The organism is Rhodoglobus sp. GW821-FHT12B09, assembly GCF_058809925.1.
Window position 1 is genome coordinate 105,944 of sequence record NZ_JBXATB010000009.1, and the last position, 20,537, is coordinate 126,480.

A 20,537-nucleotide genomic window follows, 5' to 3' on the forward strand; every position below is an offset into this window, starting at 1 on the left:
CGACCGGCGGCGGCGCGGCCGCTCCTACGCGCGACCGGCGGCGGCGCGCGACCGGCGGGAGAGCGAGTCGATCACGACCGCGAGCAGGAGCACGGCCCCGGTCACGATGTACTGCACGTACGACTCCAGGAAGAGCAGCGCGAGCCCCGAGTTGATCGACATGATCACGACGATCCCGAGCACGGCCGAGAAGGCCGAGCCGCGGCCGCCGAACAGCGACGTGCCGCCGATCACGGCAGCCGCGATCGCGTTGAGGTTGGTGTCGCCGCCGCCGCTCGACGAGTTCGCAGAGGCCGCCCGCGCGGCCGCCATCAGTCCGCCGAGCGCCGCGAAGAGCGAGCACAGTACGAAGACCGAGATATACACGCGGTTGACCCGGATGCCCGCCCGCCGGGCCGCCTCGACGTTGCCGCCCACGGCGAACACCGAGCGCCCCCACCGTGTGCGGGTGAGGAAGAAGTGCATGATCACGACGAGCACGAGGAACAGGGCGAACGGAGCGCCCACGCCGCGGGACAGATTGAGGTACCAGGCCGCGACGCCGAGGAGCACGAGCAGCCCGCCGCTGCGGATCGCGATGATGCTCACCGGCAGCGCCGAGAGCCCCGCCGACTCGCGGCGGCGGGAGAGGGCGAGCGAGTTCCACGCGAAGACCAGCACCGCGATCGCGACGAGCGTGTAGCTCGACCACGCGGGCAGGAACCACTGCTGCCCGAACTGCACGATCACCGAGTCGAAGGGGATGTTGATCGACTTGGTCTTCCCGAGCACGAACAGCTGCAGCCCGAGGATGCCCAGCAGCCCGCCGAGCGTGATGACGAAGCTGGGCACGCCGAAGAGCGTCCGCAGGAATCCGAACGCGAGCCCCGCGAGCACGCCCGCCACGAGGGACGCGAGCAGCACGAGCGGGAGGGGGAGCCCCAGCTGCACGAAGCCGACGGCGAGGATCGCGGAGGAGAGTCCGCTCACCGAGCCGACGGAGAGGTCGATCTCGCCGAGCAGGAGCACGAGCACGATGCCGATGGAGATCGTGCCGACGGCGGCGCTCTGCATCGTGAGGTTCACGAGGTTGGTGCTCGAGAGGAAGTTCGGGTTGAGGATCTGGAACACCGCCCAGATGACGACGAGCCCGAGCACCACGGGGAGCGAGCCGAGGTCTCCGCCGCGCACGCGCTGGGCGAAGTCGCGCGCCGCGCCGCGCACGCCCGTGTAGCGGACCAGGCGCTCGTCCTGCTGGTCGAGCTTGAGCGGGGCAGCGGGTTTCGTGGCGTCGGTCATGAGTCGCTCTCCTCCTGCAGCGCAGCACGGCGGCTGACCGAGTTGTCGCTGGCACCGGTGATGGCCGCGATGATCATCTCGCTCGTGACATCCGCAACCCTGAAGTCCCCGTTGTTGCGGCCCAGCCGCAGCACGACGATGCGGTCGGCGACCGCCTGGACGTCGGCGATGTTGTGGCTGATGAGGATGACGCCGAGCCCGCGCTCGCGCAGCCGCTCGATGAGGTTCAGCACCTCCGCCGTCTGGGCCACGCCGAGTGCGGCGGTCGGCTCGTCGAGGATCACGACGCTCGGCTCCCCGATGAGGGAGCGCGCGATGGCGACGGTCTGCCGCTGCCCGCCCGAGAGCGAGGCCACCGGGATGCGGACCGAGGGGATGCGCGCGCTCAGCTCCCGCAGCAGCGTCCACGACCGCTGCTCCATCTCGACCTCGTCGAGCGCGCCGCCCTTGCGCAGCTCGCGGCCGAGCCACAGGTTGCTGACCACGTCCAGGTTGTCGCACAGCGAGAGGTCCTGGTAGACGGTGGCGATGCCGAGGTCGCGCGAGTCGGTGGGGGTCGGGATGCTCGTGGGAACGCCCCCGAAGGAGATGGTCCCGCCGTCCTGCGGGTGCACTCCCGCGAGGATCTTCACGAGCGTGGACTTTCCCGCGCCGTTGTCGCCCACGATCGCGACGACCTCGCCGGCGTACACGTCGAGGTCGACGCCGCTCAGGGCGCGCACGGCGCCGAACCGCTTGGTGATGCCGCGCAGCGAGAGCAGCTGCTCCGCCGTGCGGCTCTTCGTGGTGGTGTTCATTCGGTCCTAGTTGATTCCCGCTGCGGCACAGGCAGCTGCATACTCGGGCGTGCAGATCTCGGCCACCGTGTAGATCCCATCCTTCACCACCGTGTCCATGATGTTGTCGATAGTGACGACGACGGCGGGCAGCAGCGTCGCCGGGGCGCCGTTCACCTCGATGTCGCCGGTGACGGCCTCGCCCTTCGCGAGCTTGACCGCGACCTCCGCCGCGAGCGTCGCCTGCTGCTTCATCGCCTTGTAGATGGTCATGTACTGGTCGCCGGAGACGATGCGCTGGATGCCCGCGAGCTCGGCGTCCTGGCCGGTGACGATCGGCAATGGCGAGACGTTCGCCGCCTTGAGGGCCGCGATCGCACCGCCCGCCGTGCCGTCGTTGGCCGCGTAGACGCCGGCGATGCGCCCGCCGAACTGCGTGATCTGGCCGGCCACCCAGTCCTGCGCCTTGTCGGGGCTCCAGTCCGGGGAGTCGAAGTCGGCGAGCACGGGGTAGTTGCTCGCGTCGATCTGGCTGTGGGCGCCGGACTTGAACTGCCCGGCGTTCCCGTCGGTGGGCGAGCCGTTGACCATGAGGATGCCCCCGCTCGCGCCGTCGGCATCCAGCTTGTCCACCAGGGCCTTGCCCTGCAGCTCGCCGATGTTCTCGTTGTCGAAGGACACGTAGTAGGCGAGCTGCCCGCCGTTGACGATGCGGTCGTAGGCGATGACCGGGATGCCCTGGGCATTCGCCGCGGCGACGATGCTGGCCGCGGCCGAGGAGTCCACCGGGTCGAGCACGAGCACCTTCACCCCGGACGCCAGGGCGGCCTCGGCCTGGGACTGCTGCTTCGCCGCATCCTGGTCCGCGTTCGAGTAGAGCACGTCGTAGTTGCCGAGCTCCTTGATCCGCTGCTCGAAGAACGGTCGGTCGAACGCCTCGTAGCGCGCGGTCTTGGACTCGGGGAGCAGCAGTGCGATCTTCACGGCGCCGGTGCCGGTGGAGCAGGCGGCCAGTGCCGCGGACGCGAGTATCGCGAGCATGACGACTGCCGCGATCCTGGACTTCATTCGGGTGCCTCTCACTGGGACCGCCTTCGTTGGTGGCTCGAGTGTTGCTGTGGACAGGGGAGATGGTGCTTCAACGGATACCGCGCACGTCGGCTTCGAGCCCGACGTTCTCGATCGCGAGCGCGAGCGCTCCGAGGAGCTCCGCCCTCTCGCCGAGCTCGCCCTGCACGATCTCGGGAACGCCCTCCGCGCCCGCGAGCGCCGAGCGCTCGAGGGCGTGCCTCATGGGGGCGAGGAGGATCTCGCCGGCCTGCGCCAGCTCGCCTCCGATCACGAGCCGTTCAGGGTCGAAGAGGTTGCAGAGGCTTGCCGCTGCAATACCGATGTGCCGTCCGGCGTCCGCGATGACGCGGCGGGCGCTCGCATCGCCGGAGTCGGCGCGCACGAGCAGGTCGCGCAGGCGCTGCATGCCCGGGTCGTCCCGGAACAGCTCGAGCAGGGCGGGCCCGCCGGCCAGGGTGTCGAGGCACCCGCGGCTGCCGCAGCGGCAGATGGGGCCGTTCTCGTCGATCGTGACGTGGCCGATCTGCCCGGCCTTGCCGGTGACGCCGCGGTAGATGGCGCCGTTGATGACGAGCCCGGCGCTGACGCCGTGGCCGACCCTGATGTAGACGGCGCCCCGGGCTCCGCGGGCGGCGCCGGACCGGACTTCGGCGAGGCCGCCCAGGTTCGCCTCGTTGTCCACGAAGACGGGCACCTCGATGCGGTTCTGCATGACCTCCGCGACGCGCACGTTCTCCCAGCCCCGCAGGAGCCCGGGCGTTGCGATCATGCCGGTCTGCGCGTCGATCGGCGCGGGGAGCCCGATGCCGACGGCGAGCAGGTCGGAGAAGGTGGCGTTGACCGACTCGAGCATGTCGCTCAGAAGAAGGGTGGCGCGGTCGAGCTCCCGGTCGTGCCGGTGGTCGAGGGCGAGGGGCACGTGGTTCTCCGCGACGACAGTGCGGCCGACGTCGGAGATCGCGACGCGGAGGTGGCGGCTGGAGAAGTGGAACCCGGCGACGAGGCCGAGCTTGCGCGCGAGGGTGACCTCCGTGGCGCGGCGGCCGCTGCGCGAGGTCACGGAGGTGTTGAGCACGCCCGATGCCGCGAGCTCCTTGACGATGTTGGACACCGTGGCGGGGGAGAGGCCCGTCGACCCGGCGAGCTCGACCTGGGTCAAGTGCCCGTGGTGCATCAGCGACTCGACGATACGCGCGCGGTTGGCTTCGCGTAATGAAGTCTGTGAACCCGGCGTTGGGTTGCGGCTTTGCACCTCACAAAGATACACGGGCGCCGCGGAAATCCGGGCTTCGCCTGTATTTGTGCGGCTCCCGGACATATTCCAAGGTTTCAGCAAGGTCACGATCTTCACAGGCTTGCGTTTACTATTTGACGCCAAGGGATTCGCGGATTAGGTTTTCCGATGCAGGTCGCACCAGAACAACCCGGTGCAGACCGATGACGCGGAGGTCAAACTGTGGAGTTGGCAGGAAACAACGAGCCGACAATCCTGGAGATGCGATCCATCACCAAGGAGTTCCCCGGTGTTAAGGCACTCGAGAACGTCACCCTGAAAGTCCGGGCGGGAGAGATCCACGCCATCTGCGGTGAGAACGGCGCCGGCAAGTCGACCCTGATGAAGGTCCTCTCGGGCGTCTACCCGTACGGCAGCTACGACGGCGAGATCCTGTACCAGGGCGCCGAGGTGCGGTTCAGCAACATCCGCCAGAGCGAGAACGCCGGCATCGTGATCATCCACCAGGAGCTCGCGCTCATCCCGCTGCTCTCGATCACGGAGAACATCTTCCTCGGCAACGAGCCGCGCAAGGGGATCGCGATCGACTGGATCGCCGCCAAGAACCGCGCCGTCGAGCTGCTCGCCCGCGTCGGCCTCGATGACGACCCCGACACCCTCGTGAAGGACATCGGCGTCGGCAAGCAGCAGCTCGTCGAGATCGCCAAGGCGCTCAACAAGTCGGTCAAGCTGCTCATCCTCGACGAGCCGACCGCCGCGCTCAACGAGTCGGACTCCCAGCACCTGCTCGACCTGCTCCGCGGCCTGAAGGGCCGGGGCATCACGAGCATCATGATCTCCCACAAGCTCAACGAGATCGAGGCCATCGCCGACGAGATCACGATCCTCCGCGACGGCAAGACGATCGAGACCCTCGACGTGGCCCGCGACGGCGTCGACGAGGACCGCATCATCCGGGGCATGGTCGGCCGCGTCCTCGAGAACCGCTTCCCCGAGCGCAACTCGACGATCGGCGAGGTGTTCTTCGAGGTCAAGAACTGGACCGTGCAGCACCCGCACGCCGCCGACCGGCTCGTCGTCAAGAATTCGAGCTTCACCGTCCGCCGCGGCGAGGTCGTCGGCTTCGCCGGCCTCATGGGCGCCGGCCGCACCGAGCTCGCGATGAGCCTCTTCGGCCGCTCGTACGGCAACTTCATCTCCGGCCAGGTCTACAAGGACGGCAAGGAGATCCGCCTCCGCACGGTCAACGAGGCGATCGACGAGGGCCTCGCGTACGTGAGCGAGGACCGCAAGGCCCTCGGCCTCAACCTGCTCGACGACATCAAGACCTCGGTGACGGCCGCCAAGCTCAGCAAGATCGCTCGGCTCGACGTCATCGACAAGGTCGAGGAGTACAACGTCTCGGAGAAGTACCGCAAGAGCCTCCGGATCAAGACTCCCAACGTCGACGAGGGCGTGAACAAGCTCTCCGGCGGCAACCAGCAGAAGGTGGTCCTCGCGAAGTGGATGTTCACCGACCCCGACCTGCTGATCCTGGATGAGCCGACCCGCGGCATCGACGTCGGCGCGAAGACCGAGATCTACGGCATCATCCGCGACCTCGCGGCGAGCGGCAAGGGCATCATCATGATCTCGTCCGAGCTGCCGGAGCTCCTCGGAGTCTCCGACCGCATCTACACGATCTTCGAAGGCGCCATCACGAACGAGATGACCGCCGAGCAGGCAAACCCCGAATCCCTCATGCGCAGCATGACTTCCTCGAACAAGAAAGCCTCCTAAGCGATGAGCGACACCACCAAGACAGAGACCGAGAAGACTCCGTTCCGGTTCCGCGACCTCGGCAAGATGTTCGGGGGCGCGCAGTCGAGCGGCCGCCAGTTCGGCATCCTCGGCGCCCTCGTCGTGATCATCGTGCTGTTCGAGATCCTCACGGGCGGCAAGACCCTCGACCCGGTCAACCTCATCAACCTCGTCAACGGAAACGCGTACGTGCTCGTGCTCGCCGTCGGCATGGTGATGGTGATCGTGGCCGGGCACATCGACCTCTCGGTCGGCTCGGTCGCCGCCTTCGTCGGCATCGTCGTCGCGCAGTCGATGTTCGTATGGGACCTCCCCTGGCCCCTGGCCATGGTGCTCGGGCTCCTGGTCGGCGCGATCGTCGGAGCCTGGCAGGGATGGTGGGTGGCCTACGTCGGGGTCCCGGCGTTCATCGTGACCCTCGCCGGCATGCTCTTCTTCCGCGGCGCCAACCAGTTCGTGGGCAACTCCACGAGCATCCCGGTGCCCCGCGACTTCACGTTCATCGGCGGCGGCTTCCTGCCCGACTTCGGGCCGGACTTCGGCTTCTCCAACCCCACCCTCATCCTCGGCCTGCTGGTCGCGATCGCCGTGGTGTGGCAGGAGCGCCGCCTGCGCAGCAACCAGCGCAAGATGGGCGCGGTCTCCGCGCCGCTCTGGGTGAGCGTGGTCAAGGTCGTCGTGCTGCTGCTCGTCGTGATCGGCGCGACCTACCTGTTCGCCTCGGGCCGCGTCGGCACCAGCTACCCGATCGCCGGCATCATCCTCGCCGTGCTCGTGCTCGGCTACTCGTTCCTCACGAACAACACCACGATCGGCCGCCACATCTACGCGGTCGGCGGCAACTGGCGGGCTGCTGAGCTCTCGGGCGTGAACATCCGCCGGGTCAACTTCTTCGTGATCTGGAACATGTCGTTCATCGCCGCGATCGCCGGCATGCTGTGGATCGCCCGGTCCGTGGCATCCGGCCCCGGCGACGGCGTCGGCTGGGAGCTCGACGCGATCGCCGCAGTCTTCATCGGTGGCGCCGCGGTCTCCGGCGGTATCGGAACTATCGTCGGATCGATCGTCGGTGGCCTCGTGATCGCCGTGCTGAACAACGGCCTCCAGCTGCTGAGCGTCGGCGCGGACCGCGTGCAGATGATCAAGGGCCTCGTGCTGCTCGTCGCGGTCGGCATCGACGTCTACTCGAAGCGCCAGGGCAAGCCGTCGATCATCGGCCTGCTGACGAGGGGCCGCAGGTCGGCTCTCGACGAGACACCGGTACCTGCGGCCCCCGCCGGTACACAGACTCCCACCCCTGCGGGTGGGCCCCAGGAAACCGCTCGCCCCCAGGACCTCACTCCCGAAGGCTAAGCACTACGTGGTTTCCATCTATCCAGATGCACCAGGAAAGAGAATATCAATGAAGAAACTCGTTATTGCGACGGCGAGCTTCGCCGCTATCGCAGCGATGACCCTCGCGGGTTGCTCCGCTCGCACGGACACCGGCACCGGAACGGGCGACGAAGCTGCCGCCGGCTTCGCCGCTGACGCCACGATCGGTGTCGCACTGCCCGACAAGACGTCGGAGAACTGGGTCCTCGCGGGCCAGCTCTTCACCGACGGCCTGACCGAGGCCGGCTTCAAGCCCGACGTGCAGTACGCGCCCGCCAGCAACACGGTCGCCGAGCAGCAGAACCAGATCACCTCGATGGTGACCAACGGTGCCAAGGTCATCATCATCGGCGCGAAGGACGGCGCTCAGCTGTCCTCCCAGGTCGAGGCCGCTCACGACGCCGGTGCAACCGTCATCGCGTACGACCGCCTCATCCTGAACACCGAGGCCGTGGACTACTACCTCGCGTTCGACAACTTCAAGGTCGGCCAGCTCCAGGGCCAGGCTCTCCTTGACGGACTCGCCGCGAAGTTCCCGGACAAGAAGACCTACAACATCGAGCTGTTCTCGGGCTCGCCCGACGACAACAACGCCGGTGTCTTCTTCAACGGTGCGATGGACGTCCTCCAGCCGAAGATCGACGACGGAACCCTCGTCGTCGTCTCGGGCCAGACGCAGGTTGCCCAGACGGCCACGCAGGGTTGGCTCGCCGCCAACGCGCAGAGCCGCATGGACACCCTTCTCGCCGGCAACTACCAGGGCAAGGACCTCGATGGCGTTCTCTCCCCGAACGACACCCTGGCCCGCGCCATCATCGAGTCGGTCCGCTCCGCGGGCAAGCCGATCCCGGTGGTGACCGGACAGGACTCCGAGGTTGAGTCCGTCAAGTCGATCATGGCTGGCGAGCAGTACATGACCATCTACAAGGACACCCGTTCGCTCGTGTCCGCTGCCGTGGACATGGTCAAGGAGCTGCAGGCCGGCAAGGAGATCTCCGAGATCAACGACACCAAGTCCTACGACAACGGTGTGAAGGTCGTCCCGTCCTACCTGCTCGCCCCGGTCGTCGTGACCAAGGACAACGCAGTTGAGGCGTACGCCAACAACCCCGACCTCGAGGCAGCCGCAAAGGGCTAACTCGCAGTCAGACGAGGCCGGTCCGGGTTCGCCCGGGCCGGCCTTGTTGTTTTATGCAGCGGCGAGTTGTTTCACGCCGCGGCGAGGAACGCAGCCTGCCGCAGCCAGTGCCGGGTCTCGCCGCCCTCGTGCCCGTTGAACTGGTAGACCTCGATCTCCGCGGGGGCTGCGTAGTGGTTGAACGCGGTGAACACGCTCGACGGCATCACGATCTCGTCCATGAGCGCTACCGAGAACAGCGCACGCGCCGTCGCCCGGCGGGAGAAGTTCACGCCGTCGAAGTAGGCGAGCGTCTCGAAGACGCGGTCCACGTCGTCGCGGTGGACGGCGAGGTACCGCACGATCTCGGCGAACGGGTTCTGGGGCGTGATCTCGACCGACCGCCGGAAGTGGCAGAGGAAAGGCACGTCGGGCAGCACGGCGGTGAGCCCCGGGACGAGGCCGCCCACCGCGAGAGCGATCCCGCCGCCCTGGCTGCCGCCCGTGACGGCGATGCGCCCGGGGTCGACGAACGGGAGGGTGCGCGCAGCGTCGACGAGGCGCACGGCGTCCGTGAACAGTCGGCGGTAGTAGTAGTCCGCGGGCGAGAGGATGCCCCGCGTCATGTAGCCCGGCGTCGCGGGGCCCGAGCCGTGCGGGTCCGGGGTGTCGCCGCCGGTGCCCCAGGAGCTGCCCTGCCCTCGGGTGTCCATGCGGATGTGGACGTAGCCCGCGGCCGCCCAGTGCAGCTTCTCGTGGGGGAGGCCGCGGCCGCCGCCGTAGCCCTGGTACTCGATGACGGTGCCGAGCGGCTCGCCGGTGACCGGCCGGGTGATCCAGGCGCGGACGGGCTCGCCCCCGAAGCCCGGGAAGGTGAGATCCTCCGAGACGAGCTGCGTGAGAGGGGTGTCGGCCGTCACGACCTCGACCGGCCCGGCCAGCGAGCGCGCCTCCGAGAGGGTGGTCTCCCAGAACGCGTCGAAGTCCGCGGGCTCGGCGACCTCGGGCCTGAAGTCGCGCAGCTGGTCGAGAGGGAGGTCGGTGATCGGCACGGCGGCAATCCTATAGTCGGGCGACAAGCGGCCCGGCGGGCTCGAGCCCTACCGGGCGGAGTACTGCTGCCGGATGACCGGGCGGAAGTCCGGCGCGGGCTCGGAGACGATCGGCAGCACCCACTCCGGGCGCTCGCCGGTGGCCGTCCAGGCGGCCTGGGCGGCGGCGCCGAGCGCCACGTACTCGCCCGGGGCCGGGACCACGACCGGCACGTCGAACACCTGGGCGGCGATCGCGCTCACTGCCGGGTTCTGGGCAGCACCGCCGATGAGCAGGATGCGGCGCGCATCCACCCCCTGGGCGCGCAGGGCGTCCAGGCCCGCGGCCAGCCCGCAGAGCAGGCCCTCGACCGCGGCCCTGGCGAGGTTCTCGCGAGTGGTCGAGGCGATGGTCATGCCGAAGAGGGTGGCCGTGGCATCCGGCAGGTTCGGGGTGCGCTCGCCCTCGAAGTACGGCTGGAGCACGAGGCCGCCGGCCCCGGGCTGGGCGGCGAGCGCGAGGGTGCCGAGCTTGGCGTGGTCGACGCCGAGGAGGCCCGCCGTCGAGTCGAGCACGCGCGCGGCGTTGAGCGTGGCGACGAGCGGCAGGTACAGCCCGCTTGCGTCGGCGAAGCCCGCGACCGTGCCGGTCTCGTCGCGCGAGGGGGTGCCGGTGACGGCGAAGACGGTGCCGCTCGTTCCGATCGAGACCACGACGTCGCCGTCGCGCGCACCGAGGCCGAGGGCCGCGCCCGCGTTGTCGCCGGCGCCCGGGCCGACGAGCGCGCCCTCGGGCAGCTGGCCGGCGGACGCGCCGGGAGCCACGATCCGCGGGAGGACGGCGTCGTGGCCGAGGGCCGCGACGAGCAGCTCGCGGTCGTACTCGCCGGCCACCGAGTCGAAGTACCCCGTGCCGCTCGCGTCGGAGCGGTCGGTGGTGAGGGCGTCCAGGCGCGGGTTCTCGGGGCCGAAGCCGCGCAGGCGCCAGGTCAGCCAGTCGTGGGGGAGCGCGACGGCCGCGACATTCGCCGCACTGTCCGGCTCGTTGTCGCGCAGCCAGCGCAGCTTCGTGGAGGTGAAGCTCGCCACCGGCACCGAGCCGGTGCGCGCCGCCAGGTTCGGGAACTCAGCGGCGAGGTCGCGGGCGGCCTGCGCCGAGCGGGTGTCGTTCCAGAGCAGGGCCGGCCGGATGACGCGGCCGCCGTGGTCGAGCACGACCATGCCGTGCTGCTGGCCGCCGACCGAGACCGCGGCCACGTCGGCCAGCCCGCCGGCCTCAGCGATCGCGGCGAGGAGTGCCTCCCACCAGCGCTCCGGATCGACCTCGGTGCCGTCGGGGTGGGATGCGCGGCCGGTGCGCACGATGGCACCGGTCGCGGCATCCACGACCACGACCTTGCAGCTCTGGGTCGACGAGTCGACCCCCGCGACCAGAGCCACGACTAGCCGCGCGCGCCGAGCAGGTGCTCGGTGGCGAGCTGCTGCAGCCGCACGAAGCCGAAGCCGGTCTTGTCGAAGTACTGCGCGGAGTCGAACTCCTCGAACGAGGCGCGGTCGGCGAGCAGGTCGTCGTAGGTCTCGCCCTCGCCGAGGGTGGTGACCGCGAGCTCCGGGACGCGCGAGGCGGCGAGCGCCTCCTGCACCTCGGGGTCGGCGCGGAAGGCCGCCGCGCGCTCCTTGAGCATGAGGTAGTTGCTCATGTTGGCGGCGGCGGAGGCCCACACGCCGTCCTCGTTCTCGGTGCGGCTCGGCTTGTAGTCGAAGTGGCGCGGTCCGTCGTAGGCGGGGCCGCCCTGCGGGCCGCCGTTCTCGAGCAGGTCGACGAGGGCGAAGGCGTTGTAGAGGTCGCCGTGGCCGAACACGAGGTCCTGGTCGTACTTGATGCCGCGCTGGCCGTTGAGGTCGATGTGGAACAGCTTGCCCTGGTACAGCGCCTGCGCGATGCCCGAGGCGAAGTTGAGGCCGGCCATCTGCTCGTGCCCGACCTCGGGGTTCACGCCGAACAGCTCGGGGCGCTCGAGGGTCTCGATGAAGGCGATTGCGTGGCCGAGGGTCGGCAGCAGGATGTCGCCGCGGGGCTCGTTCGGCTTGGGCTCGATCGCGAACCGGATGTCGTAGCCCTTGTCGGTGACGTAGTCGGCGAAGACGTTGACGGCCTCGCGGTAGCGCTCGAGCGCCTGCTGGATGTCTTTCGCGGAGTCGTACTCGGCGCCCTCGCGGCCGCCCCACATGACGAACGTCTTGGCGCCGAGCTCGACGCCGAGCTCGAGCTGGCGCATGGCCTTGCGCATCGCGAAGCGGCGCACGCCGCGGTCGTTGGAGGTGAAGCCGCCGTCTTTGAAGACGGGGGCGCTGAAGAGGTTGGTCGTGACCATGGGGACGATCAGGCCGGTGTCCTTCAGCGCGCCCTTGAGGCGGTCGATCTGCTTCTGGCGCTCGGCGTCGGTGGAGCCGAAGGCGAAGAGGTCGTCGTCGTGGAAGGTGAGGCCGTAGGCGCCGAGCTCGGCGAGCTTCTCGACCGCGTGCACCACGTCGAGCGGGGCGCGGGTGGGGCCGCCGAACGGGTCTGCGCCGTTGTAGCCGATGGTCCAGAGGCCGAACGAGAACTTGTCAGCCTTGGTGGGCGTGGGTGTGGGCACGGAGATGCTCCTTTGCAGCGGACCGATAAAAGTTGTTGGAAACAACCTATCTCGTCGACGTGCGCCGCGTCAACCGCGGGCCGGCGGTGCCGTGGTGGCGCGGGGCACCAGCCGCGTCGGCAGCAGGACGTGCGTCGCCTCGAGGGTCTCGCCCGCCATGAGAGCCACCACCATCCGGGCCGCGGTCGCGCCCAGGGTCTGCATCGGCTGCCGGATCGTGGTGAGCGGCGGAGTCATCTGGGATGCCTCGGGGATGTCGTCGAACCCGATCACCGACAGGTCCCGCGGCACCTCGAGCCCGAGCTCGGCCGCGGCCTCCAGGATCGCGATGCCCGTCAGGTCGTTGGCGGCGAACACGGCCGTGGGCCGGTCGGGGGAGCCGAGCAGCGAGAGGGCGGGCTCCCGTGCGGTCTGCTGCTCGTAGTGGCCCTCGCGCACGAGCCCGGGGTCGAAGGCGATGCCGGAGTCGGCGAGTGCGCGGCGGTAGCCCGCGTCGCGCAGCGCCGCCGAGCGCAGGTCGGGGCGCCCGCCGATGAACCCGATCCGGCGGTGGCCGAGGTCGATCAGGTACTGCGTGGCGTGGCGCGCCCCGGCGAAGCTGTCGGACTCGACGGTCGGCAGGTCCGCCCTGCCCGCGTGGGGGTCGATCGCGACGATCGGGATGTCCGCCGACGCGCTGACGACGGTGGGGGTCACCATGATGGCGCCGTCGATGAGGGTGCCGCTGAGTCGCTGCAGCGAGCGCCGCTCCCAGCCCGGCCCCTCGACCTGGTGGGAGCCGGCGTAGGCCAGGAGGTCGTAGTGCGAATCGCGGAGCTCGGTGCCCACGCCCTTGAGGATCTCGGAGCTGAAGGGCTCGAAATCGGCCACGAGAACGCCGATCACCCCGGTGCGGCGGGAGCGCATGCTGCTGGCCACGAGGCTCGACTCGTAGCCCAGCTCCTGCACCACCGTGAGCACCCGGGCGATGGTCTCCTCCGAGACCCCGTACCGCCCGTTGACGGCCTTCGAGACGGTCGCGACCGAGACGCCGGCAGCTGCTGCCACGTCGTTGATGGTTGTCCGGCGGCTCATGATGTCGAAATCCTAGTGCCTTCGAAAGCGTTTTCGAAAACGTTTGACAGTGCTTGCGGCCGCTGTAACACTGGGCGCAATCTGGACACGATCCAGAGGCTCCCGCGGGTCGAAGCACTCGCGAGTACTGCACCGCATCAGCTGCGCCGTGTGGCACGGCGCATCCCACAGCGGCTCGGTGACGAGACGCGAACTCAACGAAGAGAACAGGTGGAATCACATGAAAGCCAAGAAACTCCTCCCCGTAGCGGCGGTTCTCGCCGCCGGAGCACTCGCCCTCGGCGGCTGTTCAGGAGCTCCCGCGGATGACGGCAAGGTCACCATGACCTTCTGGCACAACTCCACGACCGGTGACGGCAAGGCCTACTGGGAGGCGACGGTCGCCGCCTTCGAGAAGGAGAACCCGAACGTCACGATCGAGATCCAGGCGATCCAGAACGAGGAGATGGACGGCAAGCTCCAGACCGCCCTCAACTCGGGCGACGCCCCCGACATCTTCATGGCCCGCGGCGGCGGCAAGCTCGCCGATGTGGTCAAGGCCGGCCAGGCGATGGACATCACCGACAAGCTCACGGATGCCACGAAGACCGCACTGGGCGGCGTGCTCTCCGCGTTCGAGGTGGACGGCAAGACCTACGGCCTGCCCACCGCCGTTCTGCCCGAGGGCTTCTGGTACAGCACCGACCTCTTCTCGCAGGCCGGGATCACGGACACCCCCACCACGGTCGACGAGCTCGAGGCCGTCAACGACAAACTCAAGGCAGCGGGCATCCAGCCCATCGCCCTGGGTGCGAAGGACGCCTGGCCCGCCGCGCACTTCTACTACAACTTCGCGCTGCGCGCCTGCTCGCAGGACGTCATCAACGAGGCTGCCGCCAGCCGCTCGTTCGACGACCCGTGCTGGGAGAAGGCCGGCGAGCAGCTCGCCGACTTCGCCGCGAGCCAGCCGTTCAACGACGGCTTCCTCACCACCTCCGCCCAGCAGGGCGCCGGCTCGTCGGCTGGCCTCGTGGCCAACCACCAGGCGGCGATGGAGCTCATGGGCGCGTGGGACCCGGGAGTCATCGCCTCGCTGACCCCCGACACGAAGCCGCTGGCCGACCTCGGCTGGTTCCCCTTCCCCGAGGTCTCCGGAGGCGACGGAGAGCCCGGCGCCATGATGGGCGGCGTCGACGGCTTCACCTGCTTCGTGGATGCCCCCTCGGCCTGCCCCGACTTCCTGAACTTCATCGCGGAGAAGGACAACCAGGAGGGCTACGCCAAGGCGTTCCAGACCCTGCCCGCGAGCCAGGAGGCCCAGGGAGCTGTGACGGACCCGGCACTCACGCTGCTGCTCTCCGCCTACAACGACGCACCGTATGTCACGGTCTGGCTGGACACCCTGTTCGGCCAGAACGTCGGCAACGCGCTCAACGTCGCCGTCGTCAACCTGCTCGCGGGCCAGGGCGACGCGAAGGGCATAGTCACCGCTGTGAACGACGCCGCGAACAAGTCCTAGTAGGCAGAAGCAATGACATCCATTAGCGACAACCTGCGCACGGCGCAGGCGCCGCGGGTGGATCTCGAGGCGGGCGGGGCCGGTGCAGCAGCATCGGTCCCGCCCCGCCGGCAGAAGCCCAAGGGCATCGGCTGGCGGATGCGCCTCGAGATCGTGGCGCTCGCCGGCCCGGCCCTCATCGTCTTCCTGGTCTTCGTGATCCTGCCCGTGCTGCTGGCCGCGTACTACGGCTTCTTCAGCTGGGCGGGCTACGGCCCCGCCACCGACTTCGTCGGCCTGCGGAACTACATCACGATCTTCACGGACACCACGTTCCAGGACGCCCTCAAGCACAACGTGATCATCGCCGTGCTCTCGCTGGTCATCCAGGGCCCGATCGCCATCGGGCTGGCCCTCCTGCTCAACCGCAAGATGCGCGGGCAGTCGGTGCTCCGGGTGCTCATCTTCGTGCCGTACGTGATCTCCGAGGTCGTCGTCGGCCTCGGCTGGAGCCTCATGCTGCAGTCGGGCGGCGCCGTCAACGGCCTGCTCGAGAAGATCGGCCTCGGCTCCCTCCAGCAGGACTGGCTGTCGGACCCGAACATCGCGATCTGGTCGCTCATGCTGATCATCACGTGGAAGTACATCGGCTTCGCCGTGATCCTCTTCCTCGCGGGGCTGCAGGGCATCCCCGAGGAGCTGTCCGAGGCCGCGTCGATCGACGGCGCCTCCTACTGGCAGGTGCAGCGGACCATCACCCTGCCCCTGCTCGGTCCGACCATCCGGATCTGGGCGTTCCTGTCGATCATCGGATCGTTCCAGCTGTTCGACCTCGTCTACATCATCTGGGGGCAGTACGTGGCATCGACCGCGGGAACCTCGACCATGGCGACCTACATGGTCGCGAACGGCCGCAACGCCGGCAGCTACGGCTACGGCAACGCGGTCGCGGTGGTCATGTTCCTGATCTCCCTCATCATCGCGCTGCTCTACCAGCGCTTCCTCCTGCGCCGCGACACCGACGGCGCCATCTCGGGGAGCAAGATCTGATGTCGACCGCGACAATCACCCGGCGTCGCAAGCGCCACTACTCGACCCCGGTCATCTACTTCGTCGCCCTGGTGCTCGTGGCCCTGCTGCTCGTGCCGGTCGCTTACATCATCCTCGGCGGCTTCCGCAGCAACTCCGAGATCACGGTCGACCCGGCGGGGCTGCCCAGCACCTGGCAGGTCGGCCACTACTTCGACGTGCTGACGAGCGCCGTGTTCTGGCGCGAGGTGTCGAACTCGACGATCGCCGCGGTCGTGACGACGTTCTTCGTCGTCGCCCTCGGGCTGATGGCGAGCTATGTGCTGGCGAAGTACAGCTTCCGCGGTCGCGGACTGATGTACTCGGTCTTCGCGGCGGGGCTCATGTTCCCCATGGCCGTCGCCATCACCCCGCTGTACATCCTCGTGCGCGGGCTCGGGCTGATGAACACCCTCGGCGGCATCATCGTGCCGCAGATCGCGTTCGCCCTGCCGGTGACGATCATCATCCTGGTGCCGTTCCTGCAGGCGATCCCGCGGGAGCTGCAGGAGGCCGCGGCCATCGACGGCGCGAGCCGCGTCGGCTTCTTCTGGCGGATGGTCATCCCGCTGTCGATGCCGGGCGTCATCACCGTCGGCATCCTCGCGTTCATCGCCAGCTGGAACAGCTACATCCTCCCGCTGTTCATCCTGAACAACGAGGGCTCGTACACGCTGCCGCTCGGCGTCCAGGCGTTCGCCTCGCAGTACTCGGTCGACACGGCGAAGGTGCTGGCGTTCACGTCGCTGTCGATGATCCCCGCGCTCGTGTTCTTCAGCCTCTTCGAGCGGCGCATCGTCGGCGGCCTCACCGGGGCGGTGAAGGGATGACCGCGGAGGCACTGGTCTCGCAGCGCGTGCGCGACCTCCTCGCGCAGATGACCGTCGACGAGAAGCTCGCGCAGCTCGCGGGCTACTGGGTCGACCAGGGCAACGAGGTCGTCGCGCCGATGGCGGGCGAGCGCGTGGGGTCGGAGAAGTACGAGACCGCGAGCGCGCACGGCATCGGGCACCTCACCCGGGTCTACGGCACACGGCCGGTAGAGCCCGTGGAGCGCGCTGCCTGGCTGTGGTCCGAGCAGCGGCGCCTCCGCGAGCGCTCGCGCCTGGGCATCCCGGCCATCGTGCACGAGGAGTGCCTCACCGGGCTCGCCGCGTGGAAGGCGGCGACGTTCCCGACCCCGCTCGCGTGGGGGGCGGCGTTCGACCCCGAGCTCGTGCAGGAGATGGGCAGGCTCATCGGCGGCTCGATGCGCGCGCTCGGCATCCACCAGGGTCTCGCGCCCGTGCTGGACGTGATCCGGGATGCCCGCTGGGGCCGCGTCGACGAGTGCATTGCGGAAGACCCCTACGTCGTCGGCACGATCGGGACCGCCTACGTGCGCGGGCTGCAGGAGTCCGGCGTGCACGCGACCCTCAAGCACTTCGTGGGGTACTCGGCCTCCCAGGCCGGCCGCAACCACGCGCCCGTGCACGCTGGGCAGCGCGAGATCAACGACGTGCTGCTGCCGCCCTTCGAGATGGCGATCCGCGATGGCGGGGCGCGGTCGGTGATGAGCTCGTACGTGGAGATCGACGGCGAGCCGGTCAGCGGCGTGGCGCGGTACCTCACCGGGATCCTCCGTGACCGCTGGGGCTTCGACGGCGTGGTGGTCTCCGACTACTTCGCCGTGGAGTTCCTGCACAGCATGCACGGCGCGGCCCTCGACCGGGGCCACGCTGCCGACCTCGCGCTGCACGCCGGCATCGACGTCGAGCTGCCCAACGGCGATGCGTTCGCCGGCCCGCTCGCCGACCGGCTGGCCTCGGGGGAGACCGACATCGCCCTCGTCGACCGCGCGGTCCTCCGCGTCCTCGCCGAGAAGGAGGAGCTGGGCCTCCTCGACGAGCTCTTCGACACCCCGCCCACCGACATCGACCTGGACAGCCCCGCGCACCGCGCCGTGGCGCACCGGCTCGCTGCCGAGTCCGTGATCCTGCTGACCAACGACGGCGTGCTCCCGCTCGCGACGGCGCCCACCGCCATCGCGGTCATCGGCCCCAACGCCGACTCCGCCGAGGCGCTCATGGGCTGCTACTCCTTCGCGAACCACGTGCTGGCGATGCACCCCGGGGTCCCGCTCGGGTTCGAGATCCCGTCGGTCCTCGAGTCCCTGCGCCTCGAGCTCCCGGACTCCACCCTCGTGCACGAGCGGGGCTGCGGCGTCGAAGGGGTCGACCGCTCGGGCATCCCCGCCGCCGTTTCGGCCGCGCAGGCCGCCGATGTCGCGGTGGTGGTCGTCGGCGACCGGTCCGGCCTGTTCGGCCGCGGCACGGTGGGCGAGGGCAACGACGTCGAGTCGCTCGAACTGCCGGGCGTGCAGCGCGAGCTGATCGAGGCCGTCGTGGCGACCGGAACCCCGGTCGTCGTGGTCATCGTCTCCGGCAGGCCGTACGTCGTGGACTGGGCGGTGGGGGCCGAGGCTCCCGGGGCCGTTCTCCAGACCTTCTTCCCGGGCGAGGAGGGCGGCGCAGCGCTGGCCTCGATCATCTCGGGCCGGGTCGCGCCCTCGGGCCGGCTGCCCGTCTCGATGCCCCGCTCGGCGGGGGCTCAGCCGTACTCGTACCTGCACCCGCGGCTCGGCGGGCCGTCGGAGGTGACGAGCGTCGACAGCACCCCGGTGCTGCCCTTCGGGCACGGCCTCACCTACACGGAGTTCAGCCACGACCAGCTCGCCGTCGCGACTCCGGTCGCGGCGGGCCAGGCGCTCACCGCCTCCGTCCGCGTGCGCAACACGGGAGCGCGGGCCGGCACCGACGTCGTGCAGCTCTACGCCCACGACCGCTACGGCAGCGTCACGCGCCCGGTCGCGCAGCTGGTCGCGTACCACCGGCTCGACCTCGAGGCGGGCGAGTCGGCGACCGTCACCTTCAGCGTTCCCGCGTCGCTGCTGGGCTTCACCGGCGCCGACGGGGTGCGCATCGTCGAGGCGGGCGAGTTCGACCTGTGGGTCGGCCCGTCGGTCGCGGTCAAGGAGGCGTCGACGACCATCGAGGTCCTCGGCCCCGACCACGTGCTGTCCGCCTCCGACGAGCGGATCGGCAGTGCGGTGGTCGAGCGGTCGCGCGCGAAGGAGAGCCCCACCAACGAGACCGCAGTGGAGATCGATGCTGCGCCCCGCTAACCCGATCCTCCGCGGGTTCCAGCCCGACCCGAGCATCTGTCGTGTCGACGGCACGTTCTACATCGCCACCTCGACGTTCGAGTACCTGCCGGGCATCCCGATCCACGCCAGCACCGACCTCGTCGAGTGGCGGCTGATCGGGCACGCGATCCACGACGAGAGCCAGTTCGACTTCGGCGCGGTTCCCGACTCGCGCGGCATGTTCGCGCCCACCATCCGCCACCACGACGGCCTGTTCTACGTCGCCTGCACCCAGATGGACGGCGGCGAGGTCTCGGGCAGCTTCTACGTGACAGCTCGGGATGCCGCGGGCCCGTGGTCGCGCCCGGTGCTGCTGCCCGACGCCCGGGGCATCGACCCCTCGCTGTTCTTCCACGAGGGCCGCGCCTGGTGGACCGGGTGCCGCGAGGTGCTCGAGCCCGAGTTCGAGGGGGAGACCGAGGTGTGGCTGCGCGAGCTCGACCTCGAGCGCGGCGAGCTCGTCGGCGACGAGACGGTGATCTGGACCCGCACGCAGTACCGCGCCGCCTGGGCCGAGGCACCGCACCTGTACTTCCGCGACGGCTGGTTCTACCTGGTGACCGCCGAGGGCGGCACCTCCTTCGAGCACTCGGTGATGGTGGCCCGCTCGCGCGAGGTCGCGGGGCCGTACCTCCCGTGCCCGCGCAATCCCGTGCTCACCCACCGCCACCTGGGCCACGGCGCGGAGGTGCAGAACGTCGGCCACGGCGACCTCGTCGAGGACGGCGACGGGCAGTGGTGGATGGCCGTGCTCGCCAGTCGCCCGATCGACGGCCATCACATCCTCGGGCGTGAGACGCACCTCGCCCGCGTCGACTGGGAGGACGGCTGGCCGGTCGTGAACCCCGGGCTCGGGCTGCTCGACCCGCCGGTAGCGGATCCGGGCTCCTGGGGCTCCTCGGGTGCCCCAGACCCCGCCGACTTCCTCTCGGTGCGCGGGTTCGCGACCTTCGCCACGCCCCTCGACGGAGGCCTGGAGCTGCGGCCCGGCGCGCTGCTGCGGAGGCTCACGAGCACCGACAGTACGGTCACGGTGGCCCTCCGGCTCGGCGAGGGGGCGGTCGCCGGCCTGGTGCTGCGCCAGAGCGACGCCGCGAGCGTTCGGCTCGAGGCCGCGGCATCCGGCGACGGCATCTCCGTGCGCCTGGGGGACTCGACGGTCCGCCTGCCCGCCGGCAGTGTGGCGCTCTCCGCTCGCGTGACGCCGGGAGGCATCTCGTGGAGTGCCGGTGAGGCGGCACTCGGCGAGACTGAGCTGAGCGAGCTGAGCACCGAGACCGCGGGCGGCTTCGTGGGCACGACCTGGGGGCCGTACGTGGCATCCGGGAGCGCGCTCTTCACCGCCTGGACGCAGACCGACCGCAGCTGACGGAGGGTGCGGCGGCCGCCCTAGCCGACGGCCGCCGCTGGACTC

Annotated in this window: 16 protein-coding genes; 8 read left to right on the forward strand and 8 right to left on the reverse strand. The window is 69.5% G+C overall.

Annotation, left to right across the window (positions count from 1 at the left end; translation table 11 throughout):
- Positions 1 to 24: 24 nt before the first annotated feature.
- The 4 genes from AC1RTC_RS15195 to AC1RTC_RS15210 all read right to left on the reverse strand — a co-directional run bounded on the left by AC1RTC_RS15195 (position 25) and on the right by AC1RTC_RS15210 (position 4,392).
- Positions 25 to 1,278 carry a sugar ABC transporter permease gene (locus tag AC1RTC_RS15195; protein ID WP_493157114.1) on the reverse strand — a complete coding sequence of 418 codons (1,254 nt, stop codon included), beginning with the start codon at positions 1,276 to 1,278 and terminating at the stop codon, positions 25 to 27.
- Positions 1,275 to 2,075 (reverse strand): ATP-binding cassette domain-containing protein, encoded by an 801-nt coding sequence (locus AC1RTC_RS15200; RefSeq protein ID WP_493157116.1) that lies wholly within the window; start codon positions 2,073 to 2,075, stop codon positions 1,275 to 1,277. Before AC1RTC_RS15200 ends, AC1RTC_RS15195 begins: the two co-directional genes overlap by 4 nt.
- A 6-nt stretch (positions 2,076 to 2,081) precedes the next feature.
- Positions 2,082 to 3,122, reverse strand: coding sequence for a substrate-binding domain-containing protein (locus AC1RTC_RS15205; RefSeq protein WP_493157117.1), 1,041 nt, complete (start codon positions 3,120 to 3,122; stop codon positions 2,082 to 2,084).
- A 70-nt stretch (positions 3,123 to 3,192) separates the two neighbouring features.
- Complete coding sequence (locus tag AC1RTC_RS15210; RefSeq protein WP_493157119.1) at positions 3,193 to 4,392, reverse strand: ROK family transcriptional regulator; 1,200 nt, start codon at positions 4,390 to 4,392, stop codon at positions 3,193 to 3,195.
- 228 nt (positions 4,393 to 4,620) lie between these two features.
- On the opposite strand from AC1RTC_RS15210, the gene mmsA reads away from it, so the two are divergent.
- Genes mmsA through AC1RTC_RS15225 form a run of 3 tightly spaced genes read left to right on the forward strand, consistent with a single transcriptional unit; the run spans position 4,621 to position 8,671 of the window.
- Positions 4,621 to 6,138: a multiple monosaccharide ABC transporter ATP-binding protein gene (mmsA, locus tag AC1RTC_RS15215; RefSeq protein WP_493157121.1), complete on the forward strand. Its 1,518-nt coding sequence runs from the start codon at positions 4,621 to 4,623 to the stop codon at positions 6,136 to 6,138.
- 3 nt (positions 6,139 to 6,141) lie between these two features.
- On the forward strand, positions 6,142 to 7,512 hold the full coding sequence (gene mmsB / locus AC1RTC_RS15220) for a multiple monosaccharide ABC transporter permease (protein WP_493157123.1): 1,371 nt from the start codon (positions 6,142 to 6,144) through the stop codon (positions 7,510 to 7,512).
- A 49-nt stretch (positions 7,513 to 7,561) separates the two neighbouring features.
- Positions 7,562 to 8,671 carry a substrate-binding domain-containing protein gene (locus AC1RTC_RS15225; protein WP_493157125.1) on the forward strand — a complete coding sequence of 370 codons (1,110 nt, stop codon included), beginning with the start codon at positions 7,562 to 7,564 and terminating at the stop codon, positions 8,669 to 8,671.
- A gap of 71 nt (positions 8,672 to 8,742) precedes the next feature.
- Here the strand turns inward: AC1RTC_RS15225 and AC1RTC_RS15230 are convergent, their stop codons facing one another.
- From AC1RTC_RS15230 to AC1RTC_RS15245, 4 genes are all read right to left on the reverse strand, one after another.
- Entirely contained in the window at positions 8,743 to 9,702 is a 960-nt protein-coding gene (locus AC1RTC_RS15230) for an acetylxylan esterase (RefSeq protein WP_493157126.1), read from the reverse strand.
- 48 nt (positions 9,703 to 9,750) lie between these two features.
- Positions 9,751 to 11,121, reverse strand: a complete 1,371-nt coding sequence (gene xylB / locus AC1RTC_RS15235) for a xylulokinase (RefSeq protein ID WP_493157128.1) — start codon at positions 11,119 to 11,121, stop codon at positions 9,751 to 9,753.
- Between the two features lie 2 nt (positions 11,122 to 11,123).
- Entirely contained in the window at positions 11,124 to 12,320 is a 1,197-nt protein-coding gene (gene xylA / locus AC1RTC_RS15240; protein ID WP_493157129.1) for a xylose isomerase, read from the reverse strand.
- Positions 12,321 to 12,389: 69 nt separating this feature from the next.
- Positions 12,390 to 13,394 carry a LacI family DNA-binding transcriptional regulator gene (locus AC1RTC_RS15245; RefSeq protein ID WP_493157131.1) on the reverse strand — a complete coding sequence of 335 codons (1,005 nt, stop codon included), beginning with the start codon at positions 13,392 to 13,394 and terminating at the stop codon, positions 12,390 to 12,392.
- A 220-nt stretch (positions 13,395 to 13,614) separates the two neighbouring features.
- On the opposite strand from AC1RTC_RS15245, the gene AC1RTC_RS15250 reads away from it, so the two are divergent.
- The 5 genes from AC1RTC_RS15250 to AC1RTC_RS15270 are packed head-to-tail and all read left to right on the forward strand — an operon-like array spanning position 13,615 to position 20,492.
- Positions 13,615 to 14,892, forward strand: a complete 1,278-nt coding sequence (locus AC1RTC_RS15250) for an extracellular solute-binding protein (RefSeq protein ID WP_493157133.1) — start codon at positions 13,615 to 13,617, stop codon at positions 14,890 to 14,892.
- 12 nt (positions 14,893 to 14,904) lie between these two features.
- The gene (locus tag AC1RTC_RS15255; RefSeq protein ID WP_493157135.1) at positions 14,905 to 15,921 is read left to right on the forward strand and encodes a carbohydrate ABC transporter permease; all 1,017 of its coding nucleotides are present in this window, start codon (positions 14,905 to 14,907) and stop codon (positions 15,919 to 15,921) included.
- Positions 15,921 to 16,769: a carbohydrate ABC transporter permease gene (locus AC1RTC_RS15260; protein WP_493157138.1), complete on the forward strand. Its 849-nt coding sequence runs from the start codon at positions 15,921 to 15,923 to the stop codon at positions 16,767 to 16,769. Before AC1RTC_RS15255 ends, AC1RTC_RS15260 begins: the two co-directional genes overlap by 1 nt.
- Positions 16,766 to 19,102: a beta-xylosidase/alpha-l-arabinosidase gene (locus AC1RTC_RS15265; protein WP_493157140.1), complete on the forward strand. Its 2,337-nt coding sequence runs from the start codon at positions 16,766 to 16,768 to the stop codon at positions 19,100 to 19,102. The genes AC1RTC_RS15260 and AC1RTC_RS15265 overlap by 4 nt, the downstream gene beginning before the upstream one ends.
- The gene (locus tag AC1RTC_RS15270) at positions 19,086 to 20,492 is read left to right on the forward strand and encodes a glycoside hydrolase family 43 protein (RefSeq protein ID WP_493157141.1); all 1,407 of its coding nucleotides are present in this window, start codon (positions 19,086 to 19,088) and stop codon (positions 20,490 to 20,492) included. Before AC1RTC_RS15265 ends, AC1RTC_RS15270 begins: the two co-directional genes overlap by 17 nt.
- Positions 20,493 to 20,537: the final 45 nt, after the last annotated feature.